At 59.4% G+C, this 21,624-nt stretch carries 25 protein-coding genes; 3 read left to right on the top strand and 22 right to left on the bottom strand.

What is annotated here, in order from left to right; translation table 11 throughout:
• Window positions 1-2 precede the first annotated feature (2 nt).
• From AC1VYI_RS02905 to AC1VYI_RS02995, 19 genes are all read right to left on the bottom strand, one after another.
• A complete protein-coding gene (locus tag AC1VYI_RS02905) occupies window positions 3-1,232 on the bottom strand; it encodes a beta-ketoacyl-ACP synthase (protein WP_134867055.1) in 1,230 nt (409 codons plus the stop codon).
• Window positions 1,229-1,960, bottom strand: coding sequence for a 3-ketoacyl-ACP reductase FabG2 (locus tag AC1VYI_RS02910; RefSeq protein WP_032662188.1), 732 nt, complete (start codon window positions 1,958-1,960; stop codon window positions 1,229-1,231). Before AC1VYI_RS02910 ends, AC1VYI_RS02905 begins: the two co-directional genes overlap by 4 nt.
• Window positions 1,957-2,430 carry a hotdog family protein gene (locus AC1VYI_RS02915; RefSeq protein ID WP_023309531.1) on the bottom strand — a complete coding sequence of 158 codons (474 nt, stop codon included), beginning with the start codon at window positions 2,428-2,430 and terminating at the stop codon, window positions 1,957-1,959. Before AC1VYI_RS02915 ends, AC1VYI_RS02910 begins: the two co-directional genes overlap by 4 nt.
• Entirely contained in the window at window positions 2,427-3,596 is a 1,170-nt protein-coding gene (locus AC1VYI_RS02920) for a beta-ketoacyl-[acyl-carrier-protein] synthase family protein (protein ID WP_134867056.1), read from the bottom strand. The genes AC1VYI_RS02915 and AC1VYI_RS02920 overlap by 4 nt, the downstream gene beginning before the upstream one ends.
• 1 nt (window position 3,597) lies before the next feature.
• Window positions 3,598-4,176, bottom strand: coding sequence for a DUF3261 domain-containing protein (locus AC1VYI_RS02925; RefSeq protein WP_023309529.1), 579 nt, complete (start codon window positions 4,174-4,176; stop codon window positions 3,598-3,600).
• Complete coding sequence (locus tag AC1VYI_RS02930; protein ID WP_226484406.1) at window positions 4,173-6,497, bottom strand: MMPL family transporter; 2,325 nt, start codon at window positions 6,495-6,497, stop codon at window positions 4,173-4,175. The genes AC1VYI_RS02925 and AC1VYI_RS02930 overlap by 4 nt, the downstream gene beginning before the upstream one ends.
• Window positions 6,466-7,071 (bottom strand): outer membrane lipoprotein carrier protein LolA, encoded by a 606-nt coding sequence (locus AC1VYI_RS02935; protein ID WP_023309527.1) that lies wholly within the window; start codon window positions 7,069-7,071, stop codon window positions 6,466-6,468. Before AC1VYI_RS02935 ends, AC1VYI_RS02930 begins: the two co-directional genes overlap by 32 nt.
• Window positions 7,068-7,490, bottom strand: coding sequence for an acyl-CoA thioesterase (locus tag AC1VYI_RS02940; protein ID WP_226484404.1), 423 nt, complete (start codon window positions 7,488-7,490; stop codon window positions 7,068-7,070). Before AC1VYI_RS02940 ends, AC1VYI_RS02935 begins: the two co-directional genes overlap by 4 nt.
• 3 nt (window positions 7,491-7,493) lie before the next feature.
• Window positions 7,494-9,185 (bottom strand): glycosyltransferase family 2 protein, encoded by a 1,692-nt coding sequence (locus tag AC1VYI_RS02945; protein ID WP_134867057.1) that lies wholly within the window; start codon window positions 9,183-9,185, stop codon window positions 7,494-7,496.
• Window positions 9,176-9,529, bottom strand: coding sequence for an ApeI family dehydratase (locus AC1VYI_RS02950; RefSeq protein ID WP_023309524.1), 354 nt, complete (start codon window positions 9,527-9,529; stop codon window positions 9,176-9,178). The genes AC1VYI_RS02945 and AC1VYI_RS02950 overlap by 10 nt, the downstream gene beginning before the upstream one ends.
• A complete protein-coding gene (locus AC1VYI_RS02955; protein WP_134867058.1) occupies window positions 9,516-10,877 on the bottom strand; it encodes a class I adenylate-forming enzyme family protein in 1,362 nt (453 codons plus the stop codon). Before AC1VYI_RS02955 ends, AC1VYI_RS02950 begins: the two co-directional genes overlap by 14 nt.
• Window positions 10,870-11,457, bottom strand: a complete 588-nt coding sequence (locus AC1VYI_RS02960) for a COG4648 family protein (protein ID WP_045355944.1) — start codon at window positions 11,455-11,457, stop codon at window positions 10,870-10,872. The genes AC1VYI_RS02955 and AC1VYI_RS02960 overlap by 8 nt, the downstream gene beginning before the upstream one ends.
• Before the next feature lie 6 nt (window positions 11,458-11,463).
• On the bottom strand, window positions 11,464-11,715 hold the full coding sequence (locus AC1VYI_RS02965; protein WP_008503082.1) for an acyl carrier protein: 252 nt from the start codon (window positions 11,713-11,715) through the stop codon (window positions 11,464-11,466).
• Between the two features lie 10 nt (window positions 11,716-11,725).
• Window positions 11,726-11,983 (bottom strand): phosphopantetheine-binding protein, encoded by a 258-nt coding sequence (locus AC1VYI_RS02970; RefSeq protein WP_008503081.1) that lies wholly within the window; start codon window positions 11,981-11,983, stop codon window positions 11,726-11,728.
• Window positions 11,964-12,779, bottom strand: a complete 816-nt coding sequence (locus AC1VYI_RS02975) for a lysophospholipid acyltransferase family protein (RefSeq protein WP_032662215.1) — start codon at window positions 12,777-12,779, stop codon at window positions 11,964-11,966. The genes AC1VYI_RS02970 and AC1VYI_RS02975 overlap by 20 nt, the downstream gene beginning before the upstream one ends.
• A complete protein-coding gene (locus tag AC1VYI_RS02980; RefSeq protein WP_134867059.1) occupies window positions 12,776-13,498 on the bottom strand; it encodes a beta-ketoacyl synthase chain length factor in 723 nt (240 codons plus the stop codon). The genes AC1VYI_RS02975 and AC1VYI_RS02980 overlap by 4 nt, the downstream gene beginning before the upstream one ends.
• A gap of 69 nt (window positions 13,499-13,567) precedes the next feature.
• Window positions 13,568-14,632: a methyltransferase gene (locus AC1VYI_RS02985; RefSeq protein ID WP_134867060.1), complete on the bottom strand. Its 1,065-nt coding sequence runs from the start codon at window positions 14,630-14,632 to the stop codon at window positions 13,568-13,570.
• 69 nt (window positions 14,633-14,701) lie between these two features.
• Window positions 14,702-15,091: a lipoprotein gene (locus tag AC1VYI_RS02990; RefSeq protein WP_023309518.1), complete on the bottom strand. Its 390-nt coding sequence runs from the start codon at window positions 15,089-15,091 to the stop codon at window positions 14,702-14,704.
• Between the two features lie 337 nt (window positions 15,092-15,428).
• Window positions 15,429-16,478: an AI-2E family transporter gene (locus AC1VYI_RS02995; RefSeq protein ID WP_023309517.1), complete on the bottom strand. Its 1,050-nt coding sequence runs from the start codon at window positions 16,476-16,478 to the stop codon at window positions 15,429-15,431.
• 145 nt (window positions 16,479-16,623) lie between these two features.
• Here AC1VYI_RS02995 and AC1VYI_RS03000 point away from each other — a divergent pair, with 145 nt between their 5' ends.
• Window positions 16,624-17,841 carry an MFS transporter gene (locus tag AC1VYI_RS03000; RefSeq protein ID WP_134867061.1) on the top strand — a complete coding sequence of 406 codons (1,218 nt, stop codon included), beginning with the start codon at window positions 16,624-16,626 and terminating at the stop codon, window positions 17,839-17,841.
• Between the two features lie 4 nt (window positions 17,842-17,845).
• Here the strand turns inward: AC1VYI_RS03000 and AC1VYI_RS03005 are convergent, their stop codons facing one another.
• Both AC1VYI_RS03005 and AC1VYI_RS03010 read right to left on the bottom strand, forming a co-directional pair.
• Window positions 17,846-18,403 carry a DcrB family lipoprotein gene (locus AC1VYI_RS03005; RefSeq protein WP_023309515.1) on the bottom strand — a complete coding sequence of 186 codons (558 nt, stop codon included), beginning with the start codon at window positions 18,401-18,403 and terminating at the stop codon, window positions 17,846-17,848.
• Window positions 18,404-18,475: 72 nt separating this feature from the next.
• Window positions 18,476-19,141, bottom strand: coding sequence for a 7-cyano-7-deazaguanine/7-aminomethyl-7-deazaguanine transporter (locus AC1VYI_RS03010; protein ID WP_032648297.1), 666 nt, complete (start codon window positions 19,139-19,141; stop codon window positions 18,476-18,478).
• 167 nt (window positions 19,142-19,308) lie between these two features.
• On the opposite strand from AC1VYI_RS03010, the gene tusA reads away from it, so the two are divergent.
• On the top strand, window positions 19,309-19,551 hold the full coding sequence (tusA, locus tag AC1VYI_RS03015; protein WP_008503071.1) for a sulfurtransferase TusA: 243 nt from the start codon (window positions 19,309-19,311) through the stop codon (window positions 19,549-19,551).
• 64 nt (window positions 19,552-19,615) lie between these two features.
• Here tusA and yhgN read toward each other — a convergent pair whose 3' ends face one another.
• Entirely contained in the window at window positions 19,616-20,209 is a 594-nt protein-coding gene (gene yhgN / locus AC1VYI_RS03020; protein ID WP_003861574.1) for an NAAT family transporter YhgN, read from the bottom strand.
• Window positions 20,210-20,388: 179 nt separating this feature from the next.
• On the opposite strand from yhgN, the gene asd reads away from it, so the two are divergent.
• Window positions 20,389-21,492 (top strand): aspartate-semialdehyde dehydrogenase, encoded by a 1,104-nt coding sequence (asd, locus tag AC1VYI_RS03025; protein ID WP_033146834.1) that lies wholly within the window; start codon window positions 20,389-20,391, stop codon window positions 21,490-21,492.
• The last annotated feature ends 132 nt before the right edge of the window (window positions 21,493-21,624 follow it).

Consider the following 21,624-nt stretch of genomic DNA (forward strand, 5'->3'; position numbering starts at 1 on the left):
AGTTACGCCCAGCGTTTAATGATAATCGAGGTGTTGATGCCGCCAAACGCGAAGTTATTGCTCTGCAGATACTCGCAGTCAATCTGACGGGCTTCTCCCATAATATAATCTAAAGCACCGCATTGCTCATCCGGCTGCGTTAAATTGAGCGTCGGGGCAAACCAGCCTTCACGCATCATCTGCAGGCTCATCCACGCTTCCAGCGCGCCGCAGGCACCCAGCGTATGGCCAAAATAGCTCTTCAGCGAGGAAACCGGCACGCTGTCACCATAGATAGCGGCGGTGGCCAGGCTTTCGGCGATATCGCCGCGATCGGTGGCGGTACCGTGCGCGGAGATATACCCCATATCCCGGGCGCTTAATCCCGCCATGGCCAGCGACTGCTCCATGCAAATCTGCATGGTTTCACGCTGAGGCTGGGTGATATGGGCCGCGTCGCAGTTAGTGGCAAAGCCCACGATTTCGCCGTAGATCGTGGCCCCGCGCGCTTTGGCGTGCTCGAGCTCTTCCAGAATCAGGGTGCCTGCGCCTTCTCCAATCACCAGACCATCGCGCTGCGTATCAAATGGCGACGGGGTGTGTTTAGGGGCGTCATTGCGCTGGCTGGTGGCGAACAGCGTATCAAATACCGCCGCTTCAGACGGACAAAGCTCTTCCGCGCCCCCCGCGACCATCACGGTCTGATACCCGTGTCGAATGGCCTCCCAGGCGTAGCCAATCGCCTGGCTGCCGGAGGTACAGGCGCTTGAGGTCGGGATGACGCGGCCGCGTAGTCCAAAGAACAGGCCGGTATTCACCGCCGTAGTGTGCGGCATCATCTGGACGTAGGTTGTCCCGGTGATGTTATTGGTGTGCTTTTCGGTGAGCATGGTCGCGAATTCGCTGACCGGACCGGTGCTGCCAGTCGAAGAACCGTAGGCGATACCGGTTTGACCGTTGGTGAGCACCGCTTCGCCAATCAGCCCCGCCTGCTCCAGCGCCAGCTCGGTGGCGCGGGTCGACATCAACGACACCCGGCCCATGGCGCGAATACGCTTGCGGGTATAGTGTTCCGGCAGCGTGAAATCATCGATCGGCGCGCCCAGCAGGGTGTGCAGGCCATCATACACCTGCCATTCCGGCATTTTACGCACCGCGTTTTCATACGCCAGCAGCCTGCTGGACACGGAATGCCAGTTTTCGCCAAAGGCGGTCACGCCGCCCATGCCCGTAATCACCACGCGACGCGTCATAGCATTCCTCCGTTAATGGAAATGACCTGGCGGGTAACATAGCCCGCGATATCCGACATCAGATAGCTTGCCAGCCCGGCGACCTCTTCAGCCTGGCCCATACGTTTCATTGGGATGATGGACATCGCTTCCTTCAGCGCGGCTTCTTCCATCTCAATCATGCCGGTATCAATCAGGCCCGGGGCGATGCAGTTGACGGTGATTTTGCGTTTTGCCAGCTCAATCGCCAGCGCTTTGGTGGCGCCGATAATGCCCGCTTTGGCCGCGCTGTAGTTCACCTGTCCGCGGTTGCCCATCACGCCGGAGACGGACGATAAGGTGATAATGCGTCCCCCTTTACGGGTGCCAATCATCGGCATAATGCAGGGATGAATGACGTTATAAAAACTGTCGAGATTGGTGTGGATAACGCTGTCCCAGTCGTCTTCGCTCAGCGCCGGAAAGGCGCCGTCGCGGGTAATTCCGGCGTTGCTGACCACGCCATACCATGCGCCATGGGCTTCAATCTCCTGCTCCAGCACCTCGCGGCACTGTTCGCGGTTGCCCACATCAAAGGCGAGTAAACGACCGTTGCCACCCGCCTGCGTGATGGCGTCCAGCGTCTCCTGCGCGCCTGCGGCATCACGATGGTAATGCACGCCTACGGTAAACCCGTCGGCGGCTAGCTGGCGGGCAATGGCGCGCCCTATGCCTTTGCTGGCCCCTGTGACCAGTACGGAACGACTCATGCGTTAGATCCCTGATTAAAAAGCGATGTTAATTCTTCTGCGCTCGGCTGGAAGGTGTTGACCCGGCCCGTGGCCAGCGTCTCTTCATTCGCGGAAATCGCGCATTCAAAGCTGCCGAAGCGTTCGTCCTGCATCAGCAGCTTAACGGTGATGTCCAGCGTCAGGCCTGCGGCGAAATGCCCGCTGGCGCAGACCAGCTCGCGCGCGCCGAGCACCATGCCCAGCGCGATATGTTCCTGCCCCTGCTGCTGGCGATGCCAGCCCGACCAGACGCCGACGGTCTGCGCCATCAGCTCGAGCGCGTACCAGCCCGGCAGGTCGCCATCGGCATTGAGAAACGGCGCCAGCACGCTTTGCCCGTTGACGGCCACGCGGCAGACCGCCGTGTCGTCCGTCACGTTCTCAACGGATCCCAGCAGCATCATTGGCGCCTCGTGCGGCAAATAGGCTTCGGGTGATAAGTAGCTCATGAGGCTCTCCCCAGCAGGATGCTGGCGTTATTGCCGCCAAACGCGAACGAGTTAGACAAAATGACCGGTTTTTTCAGAGCGGTGCGCTGGTGCAGCAGGCCGCACGGCGCCAGAGTATCGTCCGGCGCGTAGCGGGCGAAGTCCTGCGGCGGCAACGGCAGATCGCGCGTCAGAATCAGCCAGCTCAGGGCCGCTTCGGTAATACCGGCGGCGCCCAGCGTATGGCCGGTAAGGTGTTTGGTTGAGCTGCACGGCACGCTTTCCCCGAAGAGATCGTGCACCACCTGCGATTCAATCTGATCGTTGAGCGGCGTGGCCGTGCCGTGCAGGTTGATGTAGCCGATATCCTGCGGCTGCATACCCGCTTCGTTAAGCGCCTGCGCGATCGCCCTTATCGCCCCTTCGCCCTGCGGATGCGGAGCGGAAATATGGTACGCATCGCTGGATTCGCCCGTTCCGAGCAGCGCCACGTCGGCGGGCTCCCGGCTCAATACCATCAGCGCGGCGGCTTCACCGATGGTGATCCCCCGGCGGTCGCGACCAAACGGCTCGCAGAGCGTGGGGGAGAAGGATTCAAGGCTGTTAAAGCCGTTGACGGGCATCCGGCTCAGGGTATCGGCCCCGCCGACGATGGCGATGTCCACCAGCCCGGCTTCAATAAGACGTTTGCCGCCGATCATCGCCCGCGCGCTGGAAGAGCAGGCCGTCGAGATCGTATAGGCCGGGCCTTCGAGCTGAAGCCAGTTGGCGAGGAAGCGGGACGGATCGCCAAGCTCCTGCTGCGGATACTGCCAGCGCGTGCTCGCTTCGCCATGGGTCATGCGGCGCACGTGCTCATCGCCCTCATCCAGCCCGGAGGTGCTGGTCCCCAGCACCACGGCCACGCGGTCGCGGCCGACGCGGGCGATGGCCTCGTCAACGGCGGGCTGAATCTGCGCCAGCGCGGCCAGCAGCAGCTGGTTATTGCGGGTGCGGTGTGCGGAGAAGGCGTCCGGGATGGGCGGAAGCTCGCCTTCCACGCCGCCCAGTACGGCTTCGGGTAAACCCTGCAGCCAGCCGGTCCGGGCGTGCATCCCCGGCGCCACGCCTGCCGTCAGGTTCGCGGCAATCTCGTCAGGCGAGTTGCCCAGCGCGTTGACCATGCCAACAGCGGATATATAAATCATCTCAGTCACCCAGATATTGAATGGTGATGTGGTATTTAAAGACGTGTTGCTCGATGCTGATCGGCTCGCGCTTGCCTTTGCGCTGCAGGTAGACAATCTCCGTCACCAGCTTGCCGCTGGCGTTGCGCAGCTCGCGCCGATCGCCATTGTCCGTTAACGTCCAGCCCTTCGGCAACTGTGGCTGCCAGGCGCTAATCGGCCAGTGGCTGAGCATCACGTCGGCCAGCACCTGGCTGGCGGGCGGCAGCTGCGGCACGACGATCGACTGCTCGGTATGAATACCGGTCTCATCGTACGTCGCCAGGAACAGGCGAATGCCCACGGAAGAGAGCCCGGCCAGCGTCACCTTATGCGCATCCGCGTTGAGCATCACCAGCAGGGACTGCGTTTGTCCGTTAAAGCTGCCGGTCAGCAGCTGCTGGGAGCTTACCGCCGGGCTGATGCCGGGCGGCGGCAGCGTAACTTTGGTACCCGGCTGGAGCCAGGCCTGAGGCCGCGTCTCTTTGGTATCGGTCGAATGGCTGCAGCCCGCCAGCAGCAGCGCCGCGGCCAGCGCAACGGCGCGATAAAAAGCGTTCATTTACGTTTTCTCTCTTTCTTATCCGGCATCGCCAGCGGAGCCAGCAGGAAGGCGGTAAAAATACCGCTCACCAGTACGATACCAAAGCTGCTGATGGCCTGGGTGGCGCTGAAGACGAGCATGCCCAGCGTCAGCAGCGTGGTCATCATGGCCAGCGTAATCGCCAGCATGGAGGTCAGCGGCGTACCGCGCGGGTTGCTGAAAAACAGCGTGTAGTTAATGCCAATGCCGAGCACCAGTACCAGCGCCAGCAGTGAGAACAGATTCACCGGGTGGCCCGTTGCGGCCAGCACCGCCAGGCTGCTGCTCAGCGACAGCACGGACGGCACCAGGCTTATCAGCCCTTTACGCCAGCCGAGGCGCAGCATCGCCCCACAGGCAATCACCGCCAGCGCGGCAAACAGTAGCCCCGTCAGCAGCGTGCGGTAGAGGGCAAACAGGCTGTCAAAGCTGGCTTTGCGATCGACCCAGACGACGCCGTCATGGCGCGCGGCCAGTTCACCGAGGTAAGCGCTGTTTTTCGCGCCGTCCACCGGCACCAGCACGCCGCTTTCCCCGTTGGGCAGGGTCAGCCAGAGCAGACGCCAGCCTTCGCTGGCCGGGCTTTTAAGCCACGCGTCCACGCTGACCGGCATGGCGTCGAGATTTGGGGATACGGCGCTGAGCCCGGCGCTTTTCAGCACGTTCGTTACCGCAGGAGCAGCCTCGCGCAGCAGCTTCAGATCGCTTTTCTGGCGCGCCAGCGAGTTCAGCGGCAGGGTACGCCAGCGGGCGATCTCTCCGGCTTTCTGCGCCTGTGCCAGCGCCGGGGTAAAGGCTTCCAGCCGCTCCAGCGTTTGCTGAGGCGAGGCGCCATGAACCACAAACCATTTCTGATCGACGCTCTGTCCGGTCAGGGCGGTAATGGCCTTCTCCTGCGCCAGAATATCTTTCGGCAGCGCCTGCAGCTGGGCGATGTCGTCGTCCACCCTCAGGGTGCTCATCCCCACGGCGGAGAGCAGCGCCAGCGCGACGGGCAAACCAACGGACAGTTTTTTATTGCGTCGCCAGGCGGCCAGCCAGCGCAGCATGATAACCATCAGCGGAACCGGGCGCACCGGTAAACCCCGGCACAGCCACGGATGCCAGAAAATCACCGTCAGGCAGGAGGCGCTCAGCCCCACGGCGGCGAACACCGCCATCTGGCGGATCCCGGGGAAGGGGGCCAGCATCATAATCAGGTAGGCGGCGACGGTCGTCAGCAGCGCCAGCAGCAGCGCATTGCGCACTTTCGCCAGGCTTTGCCAGGGGGAATGCTCCGCGCCGTGCACCATCCTTTCGGTCAGGTAGTAGAGCGTGTAGTCGGCTGAAATACCGATGATGCTCATGCTCATCACCAGCGTCATCAGGTGCAGTTCGCCAAAGAGCAGCAGCGTCACCACCGTACCCGCCAGCGCGCCGATGGCAATGGAGAGCACGCTCAGCAGCAGCGGGCGCAGAGAGCGGAACACCGCCACGATGAGCAGGAACACGCCAAGCAGGGTGGCGATGCCCAGCGTCGAGACGTCGCGTTTGGCCTGCTGGCTGGCGTAATCGCTGTAGAACACGGTCCCGCGAGAAAGCAGCTGCGCCTGCGGTAAACGCGCTTTTAGCGTCTCCTGCAGCGCGTTAAGCGTCGTCACGAGCCGGTGGGTCTGCTGCATATCAAATGACGAGCCCGCCAGCTCGCCGTGCAGCAGATACCAGTAGTTTCCCGCCTCATCCTGTGTGACCAGCCAGCCGTCCATCAGCCGCAGCTTCTGGCCGTTTTGCGCCAGAGCGAGCTGCGAGCCGCGCATCAGCATCAGGGGATCGTTTTGCAGCTCTTTGCCGCTGACGCCGGAAAAGGCCGAATAGAGCTGAGATAAAATCCACTGCGCCTGCGCTTCTCCGCCGTTTTGCAGGCGGGCGCGGGTGGCGGGATCGATCAGGCCATTCCGGTGCTGCCAGAAGAACTCTCCCCAGGCCTTTTGCCCGGCGGCGTCCATCGGGCCTTTGACCTCGCTGAGCGAATCGCTGCTTTGCAGCAGCGCCAGCCACTGCTGCGCCACGCGCGGATCGGGCTCTTTGCCGGGGCTGACCATCCAGACCAGCTGGCGGTCGAGACGCTGCATAAACCCGTCGTTGAGCGCCGGCGGGATCGCCCCCAGCGTCTGCTTCGGCAGCATGGCCAGCACGCTGCTGTTCAGACGCGCGCCGGGCAGCAGGGACAGCAGCACGCCCAGCAGAATCAGGCATAGCGTGGCCCACAGCAGCGCCGGGCGCAGGGATTTACGGTGCGGCAAAGCGTTGGCGTTCGTCATCGGTCAGGCTGGCGGGCGTCAGTTGGTGGCGTGAAAGGGCGATATCGGTACGGTCGCCCTGTTTGTCGTTGAGGCGAATCGTCTCCAGATAGGTTGCGCCGCCCAGATCGAGGGTGGCGAAAATCTTGTCCAGCGGCGTCGTTTTTGGCGTAAGCACCAGCGACCAGCGGCCCGCGCCCAGGTCTTTAAAATCGATGCGGAAGTTCTCTTCAAGCACCCTGCGGTCGGCCTGGAACAGGGCCCGCAGAAGATGGTTGAACTGGAACATCTGCGGATTATTGTCGGCGGTGACGGTCTGCGGCGGCTGGCCGTTAATGGCCTGAACCATCCGCTTGTCGTCCAGCAGGAGCGTCATCGGAAACGGCGCTTTTTGATCCCACAGCAGGCCGCTGTCGCGGGCGATCAGCATCTCGCCCTGCGAGCGCAGCGGCTGCGGCATATCTTTTATGGTGCGAACCTGTTCGAAGTGCGCGCGCACGACGGGCTGCCCGGTGAAGCGCTGCTGCAGTTCATCCAGCGTCACGGCGCTGACCAGCGGGCTGACGATCAGCGCCAGCAAAGGCAACCATTTCATGGCGTTACTCCCATACGTTCAAACAGTATTGCCGGACTCACAAAGCACATTTCGCGGGTGGCTTCTTCCACCGCCACCTGGATGGTGTAACCGGTGGTTGTGCGTTTGCCGGTCTGCGCATCGAAAATTTGATAGGCAATGCGCAGGCGGTTTTCATACTCTTCAACGTGCGCGCGGACGCGAATACGCTGCTCAAAGGTCACCGCATCGCGGTATTTCACCCGGGTATCGACGACGGGCCAGACGTAGCCGGAGGCCTTCATCTGGCGATAGCCATAGTCAAACTGATTGAGCAGCGCCTCGCGGGCGATCTCAAAGTAGCGGAAATAGTTACCGTGCCAGACCACGCCCATCATATCGACGTCGTGGAACGGAATGGTGATCTCAACTTCAGTCGTAAAGCGGGGATCGGTCAGCACCCTTTACTCCTTCTCTCTGGACTCTGGCAGATGCCAGAAATCGAAAAAATTAAACCAGTCGAGCGGCGACATGAGGGCGTAATGCTCCAGCCGCTGCGCGTAGCGATCGACGGTCTCCTGCAGCGCCTGCTGGCGTTCACCGCGCGGCAGGCGCAGCGGGTCGGCAAACGGTTCGCTGTGCAGGACGAGCTTACCCTGCTGGCGCAGGGCAAAAATCAGCACCACCGGGCAGCGCAGGATGGAGGCCAGGATAAACGGCCCCTGGGGGAACGGCGCTGGCTGGCCCATGAACGGACTCCAGATCACGCGCCACTCGCCGCCACGCTGCGGATTCACCGCGATGCGGTCGCCCACAATCGCGACCCATTCTCCCCGCTCAAGCTTCTCTTTGATGGCAATCGCGGTGTCCGGGCCGATATCGGTAACCGACATCAAATTCACGCCCGCCTGGGGCGCCATTTCGCTCATGATTTGCTTAAAGCGCTGGGCGTTTTCGCTGAAGACCAGGGCGGTGATAGTTTTGCTGCCGTCCAGCTGGGCCAGCGCCCGGCAGGCCTCAACGTCGCCAAGATGCGAGGCCAGCAGCAGCTTGCCCTGCGGCGCCGCGACGTTAAGCGTTTCGCTCGCGCCGGGGGCAAAGACCACGTCGCGATCAAACTTCAGCTCACCGCGCCAGCTGGCGACTTTATCCAGCATTGCGTTGCCGAAGCGCATGAAATGGAAAAAGCTGTTGAGCCGCGGGGGAACGGGCATGTTCCGCTGACGCAGCTCTTGCTTCACTCTCTCAATCCATTGCCGCGAGGCCTGGCGCGCCGGACGCGCGATAAGCCAGTACACGCCGATTACCGGCCACAGCAGCACGGTAAAGGCCCGGCGCCCCATCAGCTTCCAGACGCGCAGCATCAGGCGCATGCCCCACAGGCCCTTGATCTCGTCCTGCTGCGCCCAGTGCTGGCGGCGTCGACGGAAAAGCAGGCCGGGCATGCGGGGCAGCATGCCGAAGAACAGCCGGGTATGCATCAGGGAGATCCGCACGTTATCTTTTAACGCGTCGAAGTGGGACAACCCGTCCTGCGGATAGGTGACGCGGGTGGGCAGAAAGACGCTGGTGTTGCCCTGCCAGTAGAGACGGACCATCACTTCGGTGTCAAAGTCCATCCGTTTGCCGAGCGTTTCACGCGCTGCCAGCCGCAGCGTGGGCGAGACCGGGTAGACCCGAAAGCCGCACATGCTGTCTTTAAGCTGCAGGGATAAGGTTTCAATCCACACCCAGACGTGGGTTACCCAGCGTCCGTAGAGCCGCGAGCGTGGAATGGAATCATCGTAAATGGGCTGGCCGGAAATCAGCGCATCCGGGTGGCGCTCCGCCAGCGCCAGCAGTTTGGGGATATCTTCGATGGCGTGTTGACCGTCCGCGTCCACCTGCACGGCGTGGGTATAGCCCGCGCGTGCGCACTCCTCCAGTCCCCTGATGACCGCGGCACCTTTCCCGGCGTTTTGTGCCAGACGGACCAGCGTCATCTGCGGCTGTTCTGCCGCAAGGCGTTCGAGCTCCTGACGGGTGATCGCTTCGCTGCCGTCATCCACCACCAGGCACGGCAGGCCGAACGGCGCGAGACGCGACAGCACGCGGGCGATCATGGCGCCGTGGTTGTAGCACGGGATCAGCACGCAGGGGCGAAAGGTTACTGACATAGCCGAATTTTCCCGCTGCTGGCGGTATGGCGCTCCGCCCCGGCGTGACGCTGGTAGCTGAAGGTCAGCATCTGACGTTCGGCATGCCACTCAAGCACCAGCGTCACCGTAGTTTCCGGAAGCAGAGGCGCCTGGAACTTCACGTTTTGAATGCTGTGAAAGCGGTAGCCCGGCGCCAGTAACGTTGTGGCGTAGTGCATCACCCAGTCAAGCTGCGCAACGCCGGGCAGCAGCGGCTGTACGGCAAAATGGCCCTGAAACCAGAACAGCGCCGCGTCGAGATGCAAAATGATTTCCAGCTTCTCCGGCTGTGTCTGGCGGCGCTCAATTTCAGGAATTTTCATGAAATAACTCCTCTAACTGCGCATAGACACGCTTGTTCATACTGTTTACCGGCATTTCATCGACAATGCGCCAGTAGCGCGGAACGGCGACCGGCTCAAGCCACGGCAGCAGGGCGCGACGCCAGGCGAACTCCTGCGCTTTTTTATCCTGCATATACCCGCGCTGGCGAACCGCTTCGTCCAGCACCAGCAGGGCGCCAATCCCCTGACGGCCTCCGCGCGTGACCGGCAGCGCCGCCGCTTCGCAAATGCCGTCGAGCTCCAGCAGGCGACGTTCGATCTCGTTAAGCGAGATGCGCTTTTCTTCAATTTTGACCACCCGCCCGCGACGACCGGCGATGCTGAACAGCCCCTCGCTGTCGAAGTGCAGGATATCGTCCAGCTGGAGTCCTTCAGCCTCGTGGATCAGTGGCGACGTGACGCGACAGGCGTCATCTTCCTGATGGAAGATAACGCCGGGGAAGGCAAGCCACGGGACGTTATCCTGTTGGCGATGGCGCCAGGCGAGGATCCCGGTTTCGGTGCTGCCATAAATTTCATCCGGGCAGATGTTAAGCCAGCCCGCGGTGGTGGAAACGTCACACCAGGGCAGCATGCCCCCTGCTGAAATCAGCATTCTGACGGGCGGCGCGGGCAGTTCCGTATCCAGGCGCTTCAGGAACGCCGGGCTGCTGATGAACAGGTAATGTCTGTCATGAGGAAGGGCGGCCAGCTGTTCAGCGTAGTAGAGCATCGCGGCATGCAGCGGCAGCCCCAGCGCCATCGGCAATACGATGCGGAATGTCAGGCCGTACAGGTGTTGCGGTACGACCGAGGCGACAACGCTACAGCCGGTCAGACGTTCGCCGAAGCGGTCAGCCAGCAGACGGGCTTCGCGATCCAGGCTGACGATGTGCTTAATCACCCGGCGCGGGGTACCCGTGGAGCCGGAGGTGAACAGCTCAACGAAGCGGCTTTCGCCAATGGCCGGCAGGGGCGCCCAGCGGCTAGCCGTCTGATGGCTGGAGGCCACCACAATCAGCTTGCCATGGAAACCGAGAGTCCGATCGCTCAGAACGCCGCTAAACAACGACTGCTGTTCTTCAAGCTGCGAGACGCGGCTATGGCCGGGGATGACCGGCGTTTTACCGGCATGCAGCGAGGCCAGCAGCGCAACGATAAACAGGTAGCTGTTTTCAAAGCACAGCGCCCAGCGCTCGCCATCCTGCTGACGCAGGGTGTCGACCAGCAGGGTCACGTCGTGGCGCAGCTGGCCAAGCGTCCAGGTACGATCGTCAAGCCAGGCAACGGGCGTATCGTCAGGGCGGGGCGCATTTAACCACTGGCCCAGCGGAAGGGGGTTAGTCATTGTGCATCTCTTTTTTAATCACCCGCTGGCGCACCAGCCACTCTGTCGCCATCAGCGTCCCCATCAGGATATAAGCCACCATACCGTTCCACAGCGTCCACAGATGTATGTCGCCGTGGAGCACGGTGAACAGCGCCATCGCGCCGTTTCCGATGAAAAAGCCGCACCAGACGAGGGTCACCTTGCGGGTATAGCGCACGCCCTCCGGGGGCAGGTTTGGCTCGCGCAGGCGCGCCAGCCGTTCGACCAGCGGCATCGCGGTCCACAGCGAACCCCCGAACACGGCCAGCATCACAAGGTTGACGACCACGGGGTAGAACAGCAGCCACTGGTGGGTTTTCAGCAGGTAGCTTGCCGCGCAGAGCGCGATGCCCGCGAGCGCCACGCACTGCACCACATACCGCATCGGGCCAGCGTTCCGCCGCGCCTGGCGCAGCCGCAGCAGCAATACCAGCGCCATCACCGGCAACAGCCACTGCAGGCTGTTGTGCGTCAGCCCAAATCCAATCAGGAAGGGCCACGCCAGCAGCATCAGCCCCGTCAGAAGGGGGATAACCGGCAACGTCCGTCCACCACGCACGGTGTTTTACTCTTCGCGCAGAAGCTGTTCGACGGCGTCTACCACATCCTGAACGGTACGAACCGACTTGAAGGTTTCCGGCTTGATTTTCTTGCCCGTTTTCTTCTGCAGATGAACAATCATGTCCACCGCGTCAATGCTGTCCAGCTCCAGGTCTTCGTAAAGACGGGCTTCGGGCGTAATGTCCTGCGGGTCGATTTCAAAGAGCCTGGTCAGCAGGCCGCAGACTTCCTGATAAATGGTTTCTTGTTCAGTCATCGTTCACATCTCAGGCGCGTTGAGCGTTGATAAAGGACGCCAGCGTGGCGACGGAAAAGAAGTGCTGGCGCATCTCTTCGCTTTCAGCAGAAAGCACCACGCCATACTGGTTTTTTACCGCCAGACCCAGTTCCAGCGCGTCAATGGAGTCCAGACCCAGCCCATCGCCAAACAGCGCGGCATCGGTATCAATATCCTCTGCGGTAAGCTCGTCCAGATTCAGCGTGGTGATTATGAGATTCTTAATTTCAAGATAAAGCGCTTGCATCATTAATTCCTGACAAAGATTGAAGGCCTGATGTTAATCGATGCTGCAGATGCCGGTTTAACTGCCTTGCCGCCAGCGCCGGTTCTTGTTCATTTGCATCGTAAAATTCGTCGATGTTCACGCGGTCGCGGACATCCACGGTGAAAACAGGTTTTTCTGGCGGTACATCATACCAGCGGCTTTTTTTATCCAGCAGGTGTTCGCTACAGTGGATCAGCACCACCCGCAGATCGCTGTTACAGCGTACGGCGATATTTGCCGCGCCGCGCTGGAGGGAGATAGCCTCGCCAAACCGGGTACGCGTGCCTTCCGGGAAGATTAACAGCGTGTCGCCCTGAGCCAGACGCTGCTGGCTGGCCGCGAGCAGGGGCTCGGCTTCGCTGTTAATCAGGTAATCCGCCGCGCGGATGACGCCGCTGACAAAGGGATTGCGCAGCAGCGCGCTTTTCACCAGGCAGTCGGTTTCGGGCATCACCGACGCCAGAATCACGTAGTCTATTAACGTGGGGTGGTTAGCCACCACCAGACAACCCCGATCGCTGCGCAGCGCGTCAAGATTGTGAATGCGATAGTCCAGTACGCCGAGGCCGCGCGCTACGGTCAGGAAGAAGCGGAAGCTGGCCGCAATGCTGCGACGCGCCAGGCGACGACGGCTGGCGCGGTCGCGCTGGACGATGAGCAGCAGGTTGAACCAGACCAGCGACAGCAGCAGCCCGCCCACGCCAAACAGCGCGAAGCAGAAGCCGGTCATCGCCAGGCGCCATAGCCAGTTAATTCGGGCAGCCAGGCGGTTCATGCGCGCGTCCATTGCCACAGCAAACGTTCGCCGGGCACCACGAACTGACGTTCCTCGCTGAGATAGCGCTGCAGGAACATCAGGCTTTGCGGCAGGGCGGGTTCTTCACCCGTGCAGCCGCTACGGGTTTCACACTGCAATCCGTTGCCGGATTCAATCACCAGCGCCAGCGCGTAGGGCCAGGTGGGCATCTGCGGCGGTAGCGCCGGATGGTAAAATTCCGGCAGCGCGCCGTCAAAATCGACCAGCAGGACGCGGGAATAGCCCGCCTGCAGCAGGCTCAGCACTTCACATAAGGCCTGCTGGAAGGTGTCCAGCCCGGCAGAAATGGATGACGAGACGATGGCCTGGCGTGCGGTGATCGTAAGATTGCCCACCGCGGAATTGTGCACGGACATTGCGAAGTCGGTGGGTGAAACGGACTGCCCGGTCGCCAGGGCATGCAGAATACGGTCGTTGCGCTCCAGCTCGCCGTGGCGGCTGGAATAGACGACGGCATCAATGGCGTGGTTTTGCAGCATGGCAAGACCAATATCCACCGCCAGCTTACTGCCTGAGTTGAGGCGGCGCGCGGTCATCATGGGTAAAGCGGTCAGGCGGGGAAGCGGGGCCGCTGGATCGACGGTCAGCTGCAGGCGTGACCACGCCTGCCACTCTGTGGCATCGCTGAGTCCTGGCGCTCTCGCCTGCCAGTCGATAATGTTCAGTGAAAATTTCATCTACGCGCGTCCGCGACAAAAAAACCGTATTCAAAGGGCAGGCTGGGCCACCCGGGCAGCTAAGCTGCTCTATTGTTCACGTTTGGTGCATATCAGCAGGGTATGACCGACCCCAAGGTTGTCCAGCCGCTGTTCAACGCTGAAACCTGCGCTCTCCAGGTAGCGATAAAACTTCTCTACGCTGTAAAACCGGCTATTGCCATTCGCCATACAGGTGAAATAGAGCGAGGTGGCATTCAGGCTGAAAGAGGCTGCTTCAAATTTCTGAGCATCCCAGAAAAGCTCCATGATGCACAAACGTGCGCCTGGCTTCATGGCCTGTGCGACGCGCGCCAGCATGGCGACAATCTGATCCGGAGAGAAACAATCCAGGAACTGGCTCATCCACCAGACGTCGGCGTCACCCGGCAATTTTGCTGGGCTAAGCATATCGACAGCATGGAATGCAATACGATGAGAAAAACCTGCTTTTGCGATGTTTTCCTGCGCCAGCGCTATCTGCTGCGGCAGATCGAGGATCGTCACGGCAACATTTTCGTCATAGCGGCAGCAGCGTAACGACCATTTACCCGTATTTCCGCCCACATCGTACAATTTTGTCGGCGAGCTTGCGAATATATATGGCAAAGCAGCGTCAAAAGCGGCGTCAGAATAGTAATGATCGAAGGCGAACCAGCTCTCTTTCGCCGGAGCTGGTAATTGGGATAACGCCGGGTAGATGGTTGGCCAGTTGCCAAACACGGCTAATCCGGCCGGTTTTTCCTCCTGCAGGGCGTCCGCCAGGTGAAATAGCCCCTGATAACAAACGTCCTGGGTGAAATCCATATTTACGCGGGTCATTTCGTCGTGCAGTAAAAAATGGCCCACTTTTGCCAGGAAATAACGTCCATTCTGTTGGGTAACGATTCGACCGCTTAATCCCATATCCAGCAGTACGCTGACGCCATAGCTGCCGAGCGTGCTGTGTTCGGTTATTTCCTCGAGGCTTGCCCCCTCTTTTCCTTGTTTATCGAGCCAGGCGAGAACGCCTGAGTTACGCAGACAAAGCGCAGTCTGGAATAACATCGGGGCAAAGGCGATGCGTTGCGCTTCGGTAATGGCATCCAGTGCGCTGAGTGTGTCCTTTTCGTACATTCCTGCGTAACCTTTGAGGGCAATAAAGAGAGGTTATCGGGCCATACGCGGCCCGACTTTAGAAAAAAATTACAGCGCGGCGCCAGCGGAGAGGTTCAGCTGAATGTCGTGGTCGAGGTTATTCACCCAGCGGTTATAATTTTTGTGGATTTTACCGTCTGCCGCTTTCAGGTTAAGGCTGTTTTCATAGTTGATTGAATAGCTTGTGGCCGTGTACGGAATACTCACCTGGACCGAATGATCGCGTGACTGCAGACGCCCCTTAATCATTCCCGGGCCGGTTTCCGTCATGATCCAGTCGCGTTTTTGGCCTGCTTTCAAAATTGCCGTTTTTACCTGATCGGCAGTATGGCCCGCGCTTACAATTGAGTGAACCTGAGCGATTGGCGCGGTACGCGCGCAGCCTGCCAGCGCGCCAACGAATACGGCAGCAGCACACCATTTAACGATCTTTTTCATCAACAACTCCATATCAATAATAACAATTAAAGGCAGTGGTTTTTACAAATAATACTCATCCGGCTTTTTGTTATCGCCAGGTGTAATTTTTAATCAATATTAATGGTTACATTACGTTGAAGCGAAGGCGGGAATAATAGCATGGAAAATAAATAAGGATTTCATTTTTTATAATTTGCGTTAAATCATGAATTGCGTTTGAACGTAATGCGCGCGGCGTAATTAAAACCGGAATGAATATCGCCTTAACGCAAATAAAAATACCGCGACGGATTAGGGGCGCGGTAATTCATGGTGTATTACTGACGGTTTAAACCTACCTGTACAGGCGGGTCCGTTACCCGGGTAATCGGCTTTTCGGCCTCCCCGGGCCGAGCAGGATCGCCAGCTTGCTGCCGCCTTTGGTGGTTTCCATCCAGATTTTACATACGCTGGTAAGGGGGACCGACAGCAGCATACCGACCGGGCCCAGCAGCCATCCCCAAATCAGTAAGGATAAAAAGACCACCAGCGTCGACATGCCCAGCCGGTGCCCCATCATGCGCGGCTCAAGAATATTGCCCAGCACCATATGCACCACGAGGAACAGCGCGCCGACCAGCATGCATTCGTAGAAGCCGTTAAACAGAAACGCCTGAATCATCGGCGGCACGGCGGAAAGCACCGCGCCAATATTGGGCACGTAGTTCAGCAGAAAGGCCAGCACGCCCCACATCAGCGCGAACTGCACGTCCATCAGCATCAGCCCCAGCCAGACAATCACCCCGGTCCATACGCTCAGGAGCGTTTTCAGCGCCAGATATTTGGAGACGCCCTTCAGGGCCCGGTGTAAGCCGGCAATGTGAATTTGCGGATTGTTCAGCGCAAAGCGCAGCTTATAGGGGACGTGGCGGACTTCGAACAGCATAAACACAACGGTCATGACCAGCAGCAGAATGCTGGCCATCGCGCCGGAAAGCCCCGTCATCAAGGTGGTGGCGTAGGTCATGACCTTCTCGGAGTCCATCCTGCGCAGCATCCGTTCGGGTGAGATATGCAGATTAAGGAAGGGCACCATCTCCTGCAGCGCGACAATTTTACGCGTCAGCTCTTTGTTGTACTGCGGCAGCATGGTGGAGAATTCGCTCAGCGATGCCGCCAGCACGCCGAAGAGCGCCGTCAGGCCAATCAGCATGACAATAACCACGATGGTGATGGCTACCGGACGGCTGACGCCCCGGCGTAAAAACCAGGTGACCAGAGGATTAAGCACGATGGCAAAAAAGAGCGCCAGCAGGAGCTGAACAATAATGTCAGCGGCAGCATGGATACCCGCAAGGATAACCACCAGACAGGCGAGTTTTAATAAGATGTGGAGTCCTGCTTTGTCGGACGGGTTAGCGATCATGCGTGTTCCTTAATATGATGACCCGATAAGTGTAGTGCCCGGGCTTCGCTTCGTCTGGCACCGTTAATCTGAAAGTCGGGGCTGATTTTCTTATTGCGCCGTGGTAATAGTGAAACACTGTTGTAAAAAATCCAGGTAGAACCCCATGCCCGAACCTGCCGCTGAAACGGCACTGAGCGGACTGCGCCTCAATCTGCGCATCGTTTCCGTTGTGATTTTCAACTTTGCCAGCTATCTGACCATTGGCCTGCCGCTGGCGGTCCTGCCGGGCTATGTCCATGACGTGATGGGCTTCAGCGCCTTCTGGGCGGGGCTGGTGATTAGCCTGCAATATTTCGCCACGCTCCTCAGCCGCCCGCATGCCGGGCGCTACGCGGATACGTTCGGTCCAAAAAGCATCGTGGTGGTGGGACTGTGCGGCTGTTTTCTCAGTGGCCTGAGCTACCTGCTGGCTGCCGCAACCGGCCACTGGCCGCTGGTCAGCCTGGCGCTGCTCTGCCTGGGCCGCGTCATTCTGGGCATTGGGCAAAGTCTGGCGGGAACCGGCTCAACGCTGTGGGGCGTGGGGGTGGTAGGCGCGCCCCACATTGGCCGGGTGATCTCCTGGAACGGGATTGTCACCTACGGTGCGATGGCGCTCGGGGCGCCGCTCGGCGTGGCCTGCTATGCGTTGGGCGGGCTGCATGGGCTGGCTATCACCATTATGGCGGTCGCGCTGCTGGCAATCCTCTTTGCGCTGCCGCGCCCGAAAGTGAAGGCCAGCAAAGGCAAGCCGCTGCCATTTCGGGCGGTGCTGGGGCGCGTCTGGCCGTACGGCATGGCGCTGGCGCTGGCGACCACCGGCTTCGGCGTAATCGCGACCTTCATTACCCTGTTCTACGACGCCAAAGGCTGGGACGGCGCAGCCTTTGCGTTAACCCTGTTTAGCTGTGCGTTTGTTGGCGCCCGCCTGCTTTTCCCTAACGGCATCAACCGTCTTGGCGGGCTGAACGTGGCGATGATCTGCTTTGCGATAGAGATTGTCGGGCTGCTGCTGACCGGAATAGCGATGGTGCCCTGGGTCGCGAAAGTGGGCGTGTTCCTCGCGGGGGCTGGCTTTTCCCTGGTCTTCCCGGCGCTGGGCGTGGTGGCGGTAAAAGCCGTGCCGCAGCAGAACCAGGGGGCAGCGCTGGCGACCTATACGGTGTTTATGGATATGTCTTTAGGGATTACCGGCCCGCTGGCGGGGCTGGTGATGTCCTGGGCAGGCGTGCCGGTGATCTATCTTGCCGCGGCGGGCCTGGTGGTGATTGCGCTCCTGCTGACGTGGCGGCTAAAAAAATGGCCCCCGGTGCAGGCACCGGAGGCCACGTCATCATCGTGAAGCGTTACTGGATCACGATGGTGTTAATAATGTTTTCAGCAGCCGTCTGCGCTTTCTGCTGATCTTCGGCTGGCAGGGTGATCTGCAGGGTCAGCAGTTTGTTATCAACCTTGCCCAGCACCACAGAAGAGTATGCGGTCTGGCCTTTTGCAGAGATGATGCTGTCGAGCTGTTGCAGCGTGTGGCCTTTCAGCTCGATGGATTTATTGGTCACGACCTGCAGCTGCGGATCGCGGCCGCGCTGCTGATCTTCCAGACGTTTGGACAGGACGGCCAGATCTTCGCTGGTGTCGTCGCCCACAATCACAATGACCGCTTTCTGCCCGGTTGCGTCGGAGTAAACGTGCATGTTGTTCGCCTGGGTCCCCAGCTTGCCGCTCTGATCGGTCATATCGGCTGGCAGAGAGAAGCTGAGTTTGCCATCCATCAGATTCACCGGCTGGCCGGTCGCGTTGCTCTCTGCGGATGCGCCCTGAGCAGGCGTTTTCGTGTCGCTGTTATCACAGGCTGCAAGACCCACAACCAGCAGGCCAATCCCGACATATTTAACCAGATTGCGCATTGACTTCTTCCTTTCGATAAACGGCCATAACGGCTCATTCGCTCATCTTATCACAACTGATAAAGCGAACCCTTAACCAGCCTGCAATGCCGTGATTTCAGATTTATCTGCCAGCCTTTTCAGCAGCATATTGAGCAGCACGCCGTACATCGGCAGGAAGAACACAATGCTGATGAGGACCTTGAAGCAGTAGTCCACCAGCGCGATTTCCATCCAGTGTTCAGCCATGAACGCATCCGGGCTGCGCCAGAAGGCGATGAAGAAGAAGGCCAGCGTATCGCTCACGTTACCGAACAGCGTGGAGGCGGTTGGCGCCATCCACCAGCGATGATTCTGACGCAGGCGGTTAAACACATGCACGTCGAGGATCTGCCCCAGCGCGTAGGCCATAAAGCTTGCCGCGGCGATACGGGCAACAAACAGATTGAAGTGGGTTAACGCCTCAAAGCCCTGCCAGCTTCCCATATAAAACAGAGAGGAAATCACGTACGAGATGAAGAGCGCCGGGAGCATGACCGAAAAAATAATACGGCGAGCCAGCGGTGCGCCAAAGATACGCACGGTCAAATCCGTCGCGAGGAAAATAAACGGGAAGCTGAATGCGCCCCAGGTGGTGTGAAAACCAAAGATGGAGATCGGGAGCTGCACCAGATAGTTGCTGGAGGTGATCACCAGCAAATGGAAAAGCGAAAGCCAGAACAACGCTTTTACGCGCTGTGATTCAGAAAACGACGTCATATTGTGACCTTTTTATACGTTGGGGTGAGGGAACCCAATAAAAACCGCAGCATGATACTGCTTTGTCAGGACATTGCAATGGTTAGTTTTTGCGCAATCGTTAACCTGGTTTGCATTGATCGCAACCGGGCGTAAACTACAGCCGTTTTTACCAGACCGAGAAGACCATGACCGACCTGTTTTCCAGCCCAGACCACACTCTTGATGCCCAGGGCCTTCGCTGCCCGGAGCCGGTAATGATGGTACGCAAAACCGTGCGCAACATGCAGACCGGTGAAACGCTGCTGATTATTGCCGACGACCCGGCCACGACCCGCGATATTCCCGGCTTTTGTACCTTTATGGAGCATGAACTGGTGGCACAGCAGACCGAAGCGCTGCCGTACCGGTATTTGATTCGTAAGGGGTAGATGGGTAGTCCTCTGCGGCCTGATGCCCTCACCCCGCCCCTCTCCCACAGGGAGAGGGAGAAAGTCATCCCTTCATCCACGCGCGGATCCCGTCCAGGAACATCTGCGTTGCCATCATCACCAGAATCAGCCCCATCAGGCGTTCCAGCGCGTTCACTCCTTTCTCACCCAGCAGGCGCAGGAACAGCGACGACTGCAGCAGGATGATAAACGTCCCGCCCCAGGCGATCAGCAGGGCAATCACCAGATGGCTCATCTGGTTCGGATACTGATGCGACAGCAGCATCAGCGTGGCCAGAATCGTTGGCCCGGCGACGAGTGGAATCGCCAGCGGCACGATAAACGGCTCTTCACCCGCGGGCAGGCCGCTGCTGCTGCCTTCCGCGCTCGGGAAAATCATCTTAATGGCAATCAGGAACAGAATAATCCCGCCGGAAATCGAAACGGTTTCGGCGCGCAGGTTCAGGAACGCGAGAATTTTCTCACCGGCAAACAGGAAGATAAACATCACCAGCAGAGCGATGAGCAGCTCGCGGATCATGATCGCCCGGCGGCGCTTCGGCTCGGTGTGCTTCAGCACCGACATGAAGATAGGCAGGTTTCCCAGTGGATCCATAATCAGGATCAATAAAACCGCCGCGGAAATGATTTCACTCATCTTTAAATTATCCCTGATACTTAGTAGTGTTATTTCGATGATTAGCGCTTTTTCTGATTGCCGGGCAATCATCGATTAATTTCGCTTGCGACTTTGGCAGCATTTTGTAATGTGAAGCATATCCCAGTTCAATACTGGCTTGCACAATCAGCACACACCCTCAGCAGGAAAAAAATGCTATGAAAAACGTTGGTTTTATCGGCTGGCGCGGTATGGTCGGCTCTGTACTCATGCAACGCATGGTTGAAGAGCGCGATTTCGACGCTATCCGCCCGGTCTTCTTCTCCACTTCCCAGCTCGGCCAGGCTGCTCCGTCCTTTGGTGGTACCACAGGCACGTTGCAGGATGCTTACGATCTGGAGGCGCTGAAGGCACTCGACATTATTGTGACGTGCCAGGGCGGCGATTATACCAACGAAATCTATCCAAAGCTGCGTGAAAGCGGCTGGCAGGGCTACTGGATTGACGCGGCTTCTTCGCTGCGCATGAAAGACGATGCCATCATCATTCTCGACCCGGTGAACCAGGGCGTCATCACCGACGGCCTGAACAACGGCGTGAAAACCTTTGTCGGCGGTAACTGTACCGTCAGCCTGATGCTGATGTCCCTCGGCGGCCTGTTCGCGCAGGATCTGGTTGAGTGGGTCTCCGTGGCGACCTACCAGGCGGCGTCCGGCGGCGGCGCGCGTCATATGCGCGAGCTGCTGACCCAGATGGGCCAGCTGCACCAAAGCGTCGCGACCGAGCTGGCAAACCCGGCGTCCGCGATCCTCGATATTGAACGTAAGGTCACTCAGCTGACCCGCAGCGGCGAGCTGCCGGTGGATAACTTCGGCGTACCGCTGGCCGGTGGCCTGATCCCGTGGATCGACAAACAGCTGGATAACGGCCAGACCCGCGAAGAGTGGAAGGGCCAGGCTGAGACTAACAAAATCCTCGCGACCGCGAACACCATTCCGGTTGACGGTCTGTGCGTGCGTATCGGCGCGCTGCGCTGCCACAGCCAGGCCTTCACCATTAAACTGAAAAAAGATGTGTCTATTCCGACCGTGGAAGAGCTGCTGGCCGCGCACAACCCGTGGGCGAAAGTGGTACCAAACGATCGCGATATCACCATGCGCGAGCTGACCCCGGCTGCCGTTACCGGCACGCTGACCACGCCGGTTGGCCGTCTGCGCAAGCTGAACATGGGGCCGGAGTATCTCTCCGCGTTCACCGTCGGCGACCAGCTCCTGTGGGGCGCCGCCGAGCCGCTGCGCCGCATGCTGCGCCAGCTGGCGTAATAATTTGTTAACTACCGGGGGTGATTTTCACCCCTTTTTTTTGCGTACTACATGGAGTAACACGCGTATGTCTTATTTTTTATCAGGAGTCATCTAGAGCGTTGGCTATGCTTTAAGGAAGAGTCATTTCTT

It is taken from the genome of Enterobacter sp. QK-SA4 (assembly GCF_056856775.1).

Bases quoted from the DNA above. Each gene is read 5' to 3' on its own strand.
- AC1VYI_RS02905 (WP_134867055.1), bottom strand. From the start codon at position 1,232: ATGACGCGTCGCGTGGTGATTACGGGCATGGGCGGCGTGACCGCCTTT.
- AC1VYI_RS02910 (WP_032662188.1), bottom strand. From the start codon at position 1,960: ATGAGTCGTTCCGTACTGGTCACAGGGGCCAGCAAAGGCATAGGGCGC.
- AC1VYI_RS02915 (WP_023309531.1), bottom strand. From the start codon at position 2,430: ATGAGCTACTTATCACCCGAAGCCTATTTGCCGCACGAGGCGCCAATG.
- AC1VYI_RS02920 (WP_134867056.1), bottom strand. From the start codon at position 3,596: ATGATTTATATATCCGCTGTTGGCATGGTCAACGCGCTGGGCAACTCG.
- AC1VYI_RS02925 (WP_023309529.1), bottom strand. From the start codon at position 4,176: ATGAACGCTTTTTATCGCGCCGTTGCGCTGGCCGCGGCGCTGCTGCTG.
- AC1VYI_RS02930 (WP_226484406.1), bottom strand. From the start codon at position 6,497: ATGACGAACGCCAACGCTTTGCCGCACCGTAAATCCCTGCGCCCGGCG.
- AC1VYI_RS02935 (WP_023309527.1), bottom strand. From the start codon at position 7,071: ATGAAATGGTTGCCTTTGCTGGCGCTGATCGTCAGCCCGCTGGTCAGC.
- AC1VYI_RS02945 (WP_134867057.1), bottom strand. From the start codon at position 9,185: ATGTCAGTAACCTTTCGCCCCTGCGTGCTGATCCCGTGCTACAACCAC.
- AC1VYI_RS02950 (WP_023309524.1), bottom strand. From the start codon at position 9,529: ATGAAAATTCCTGAAATTGAGCGCCGCCAGACACAGCCGGAGAAGCTG.
- AC1VYI_RS02955 (WP_134867058.1), bottom strand. From the start codon at position 10,877: ATGACTAACCCCCTTCCGCTGGGCCAGTGGTTAAATGCGCCCCGCCCT.
- AC1VYI_RS02965 (WP_008503082.1), bottom strand. From the start codon at position 11,715: ATGACTGAACAAGAAACCATTTATCAGGAAGTCTGCGGCCTGCTGACC.
- AC1VYI_RS02970 (WP_008503081.1), bottom strand. From the start codon at position 11,983: ATGCAAGCGCTTTATCTTGAAATTAAGAATCTCATAATCACCACGCTG.
- AC1VYI_RS02975 (WP_032662215.1), bottom strand. From the start codon at position 12,779: ATGAACCGCCTGGCTGCCCGAATTAACTGGCTATGGCGCCTGGCGATG.
- AC1VYI_RS02980 (WP_134867059.1), bottom strand. From the start codon at position 13,498: ATGAAATTTTCACTGAACATTATCGACTGGCAGGCGAGAGCGCCAGGA.
- AC1VYI_RS02985 (WP_134867060.1), bottom strand. From the start codon at position 14,632: ATGTACGAAAAGGACACACTCAGCGCACTGGATGCCATTACCGAAGCG.
- AC1VYI_RS02990 (WP_023309518.1), bottom strand. From the start codon at position 15,091: ATGAAAAAGATCGTTAAATGGTGTGCTGCTGCCGTATTCGTTGGCGCG.
- AC1VYI_RS02995 (WP_023309517.1), bottom strand. From the start codon at position 16,478: ATGATCGCTAACCCGTCCGACAAAGCAGGACTCCACATCTTATTAAAA.
- AC1VYI_RS03000 (WP_134867061.1), top strand. From the start codon at position 16,624: ATGCCCGAACCTGCCGCTGAAACGGCACTGAGCGGACTGCGCCTCAAT.
- AC1VYI_RS03005 (WP_023309515.1), bottom strand. From the start codon at position 18,403: ATGCGCAATCTGGTTAAATATGTCGGGATTGGCCTGCTGGTTGTGGGT.
- AC1VYI_RS03010 (WP_032648297.1), bottom strand. From the start codon at position 19,141: ATGACGTCGTTTTCTGAATCACAGCGCGTAAAAGCGTTGTTCTGGCTT.
- tusA (WP_008503071.1), top strand. From the start codon at position 19,309: ATGACCGACCTGTTTTCCAGCCCAGACCACACTCTTGATGCCCAGGGC.
- yhgN (WP_003861574.1), bottom strand. From the start codon at position 20,209: ATGAGTGAAATCATTTCCGCGGCGGTTTTATTGATCCTGATTATGGAT.
- asd (WP_033146834.1), top strand. From the start codon at position 20,389: ATGAAAAACGTTGGTTTTATCGGCTGGCGCGGTATGGTCGGCTCTGTA.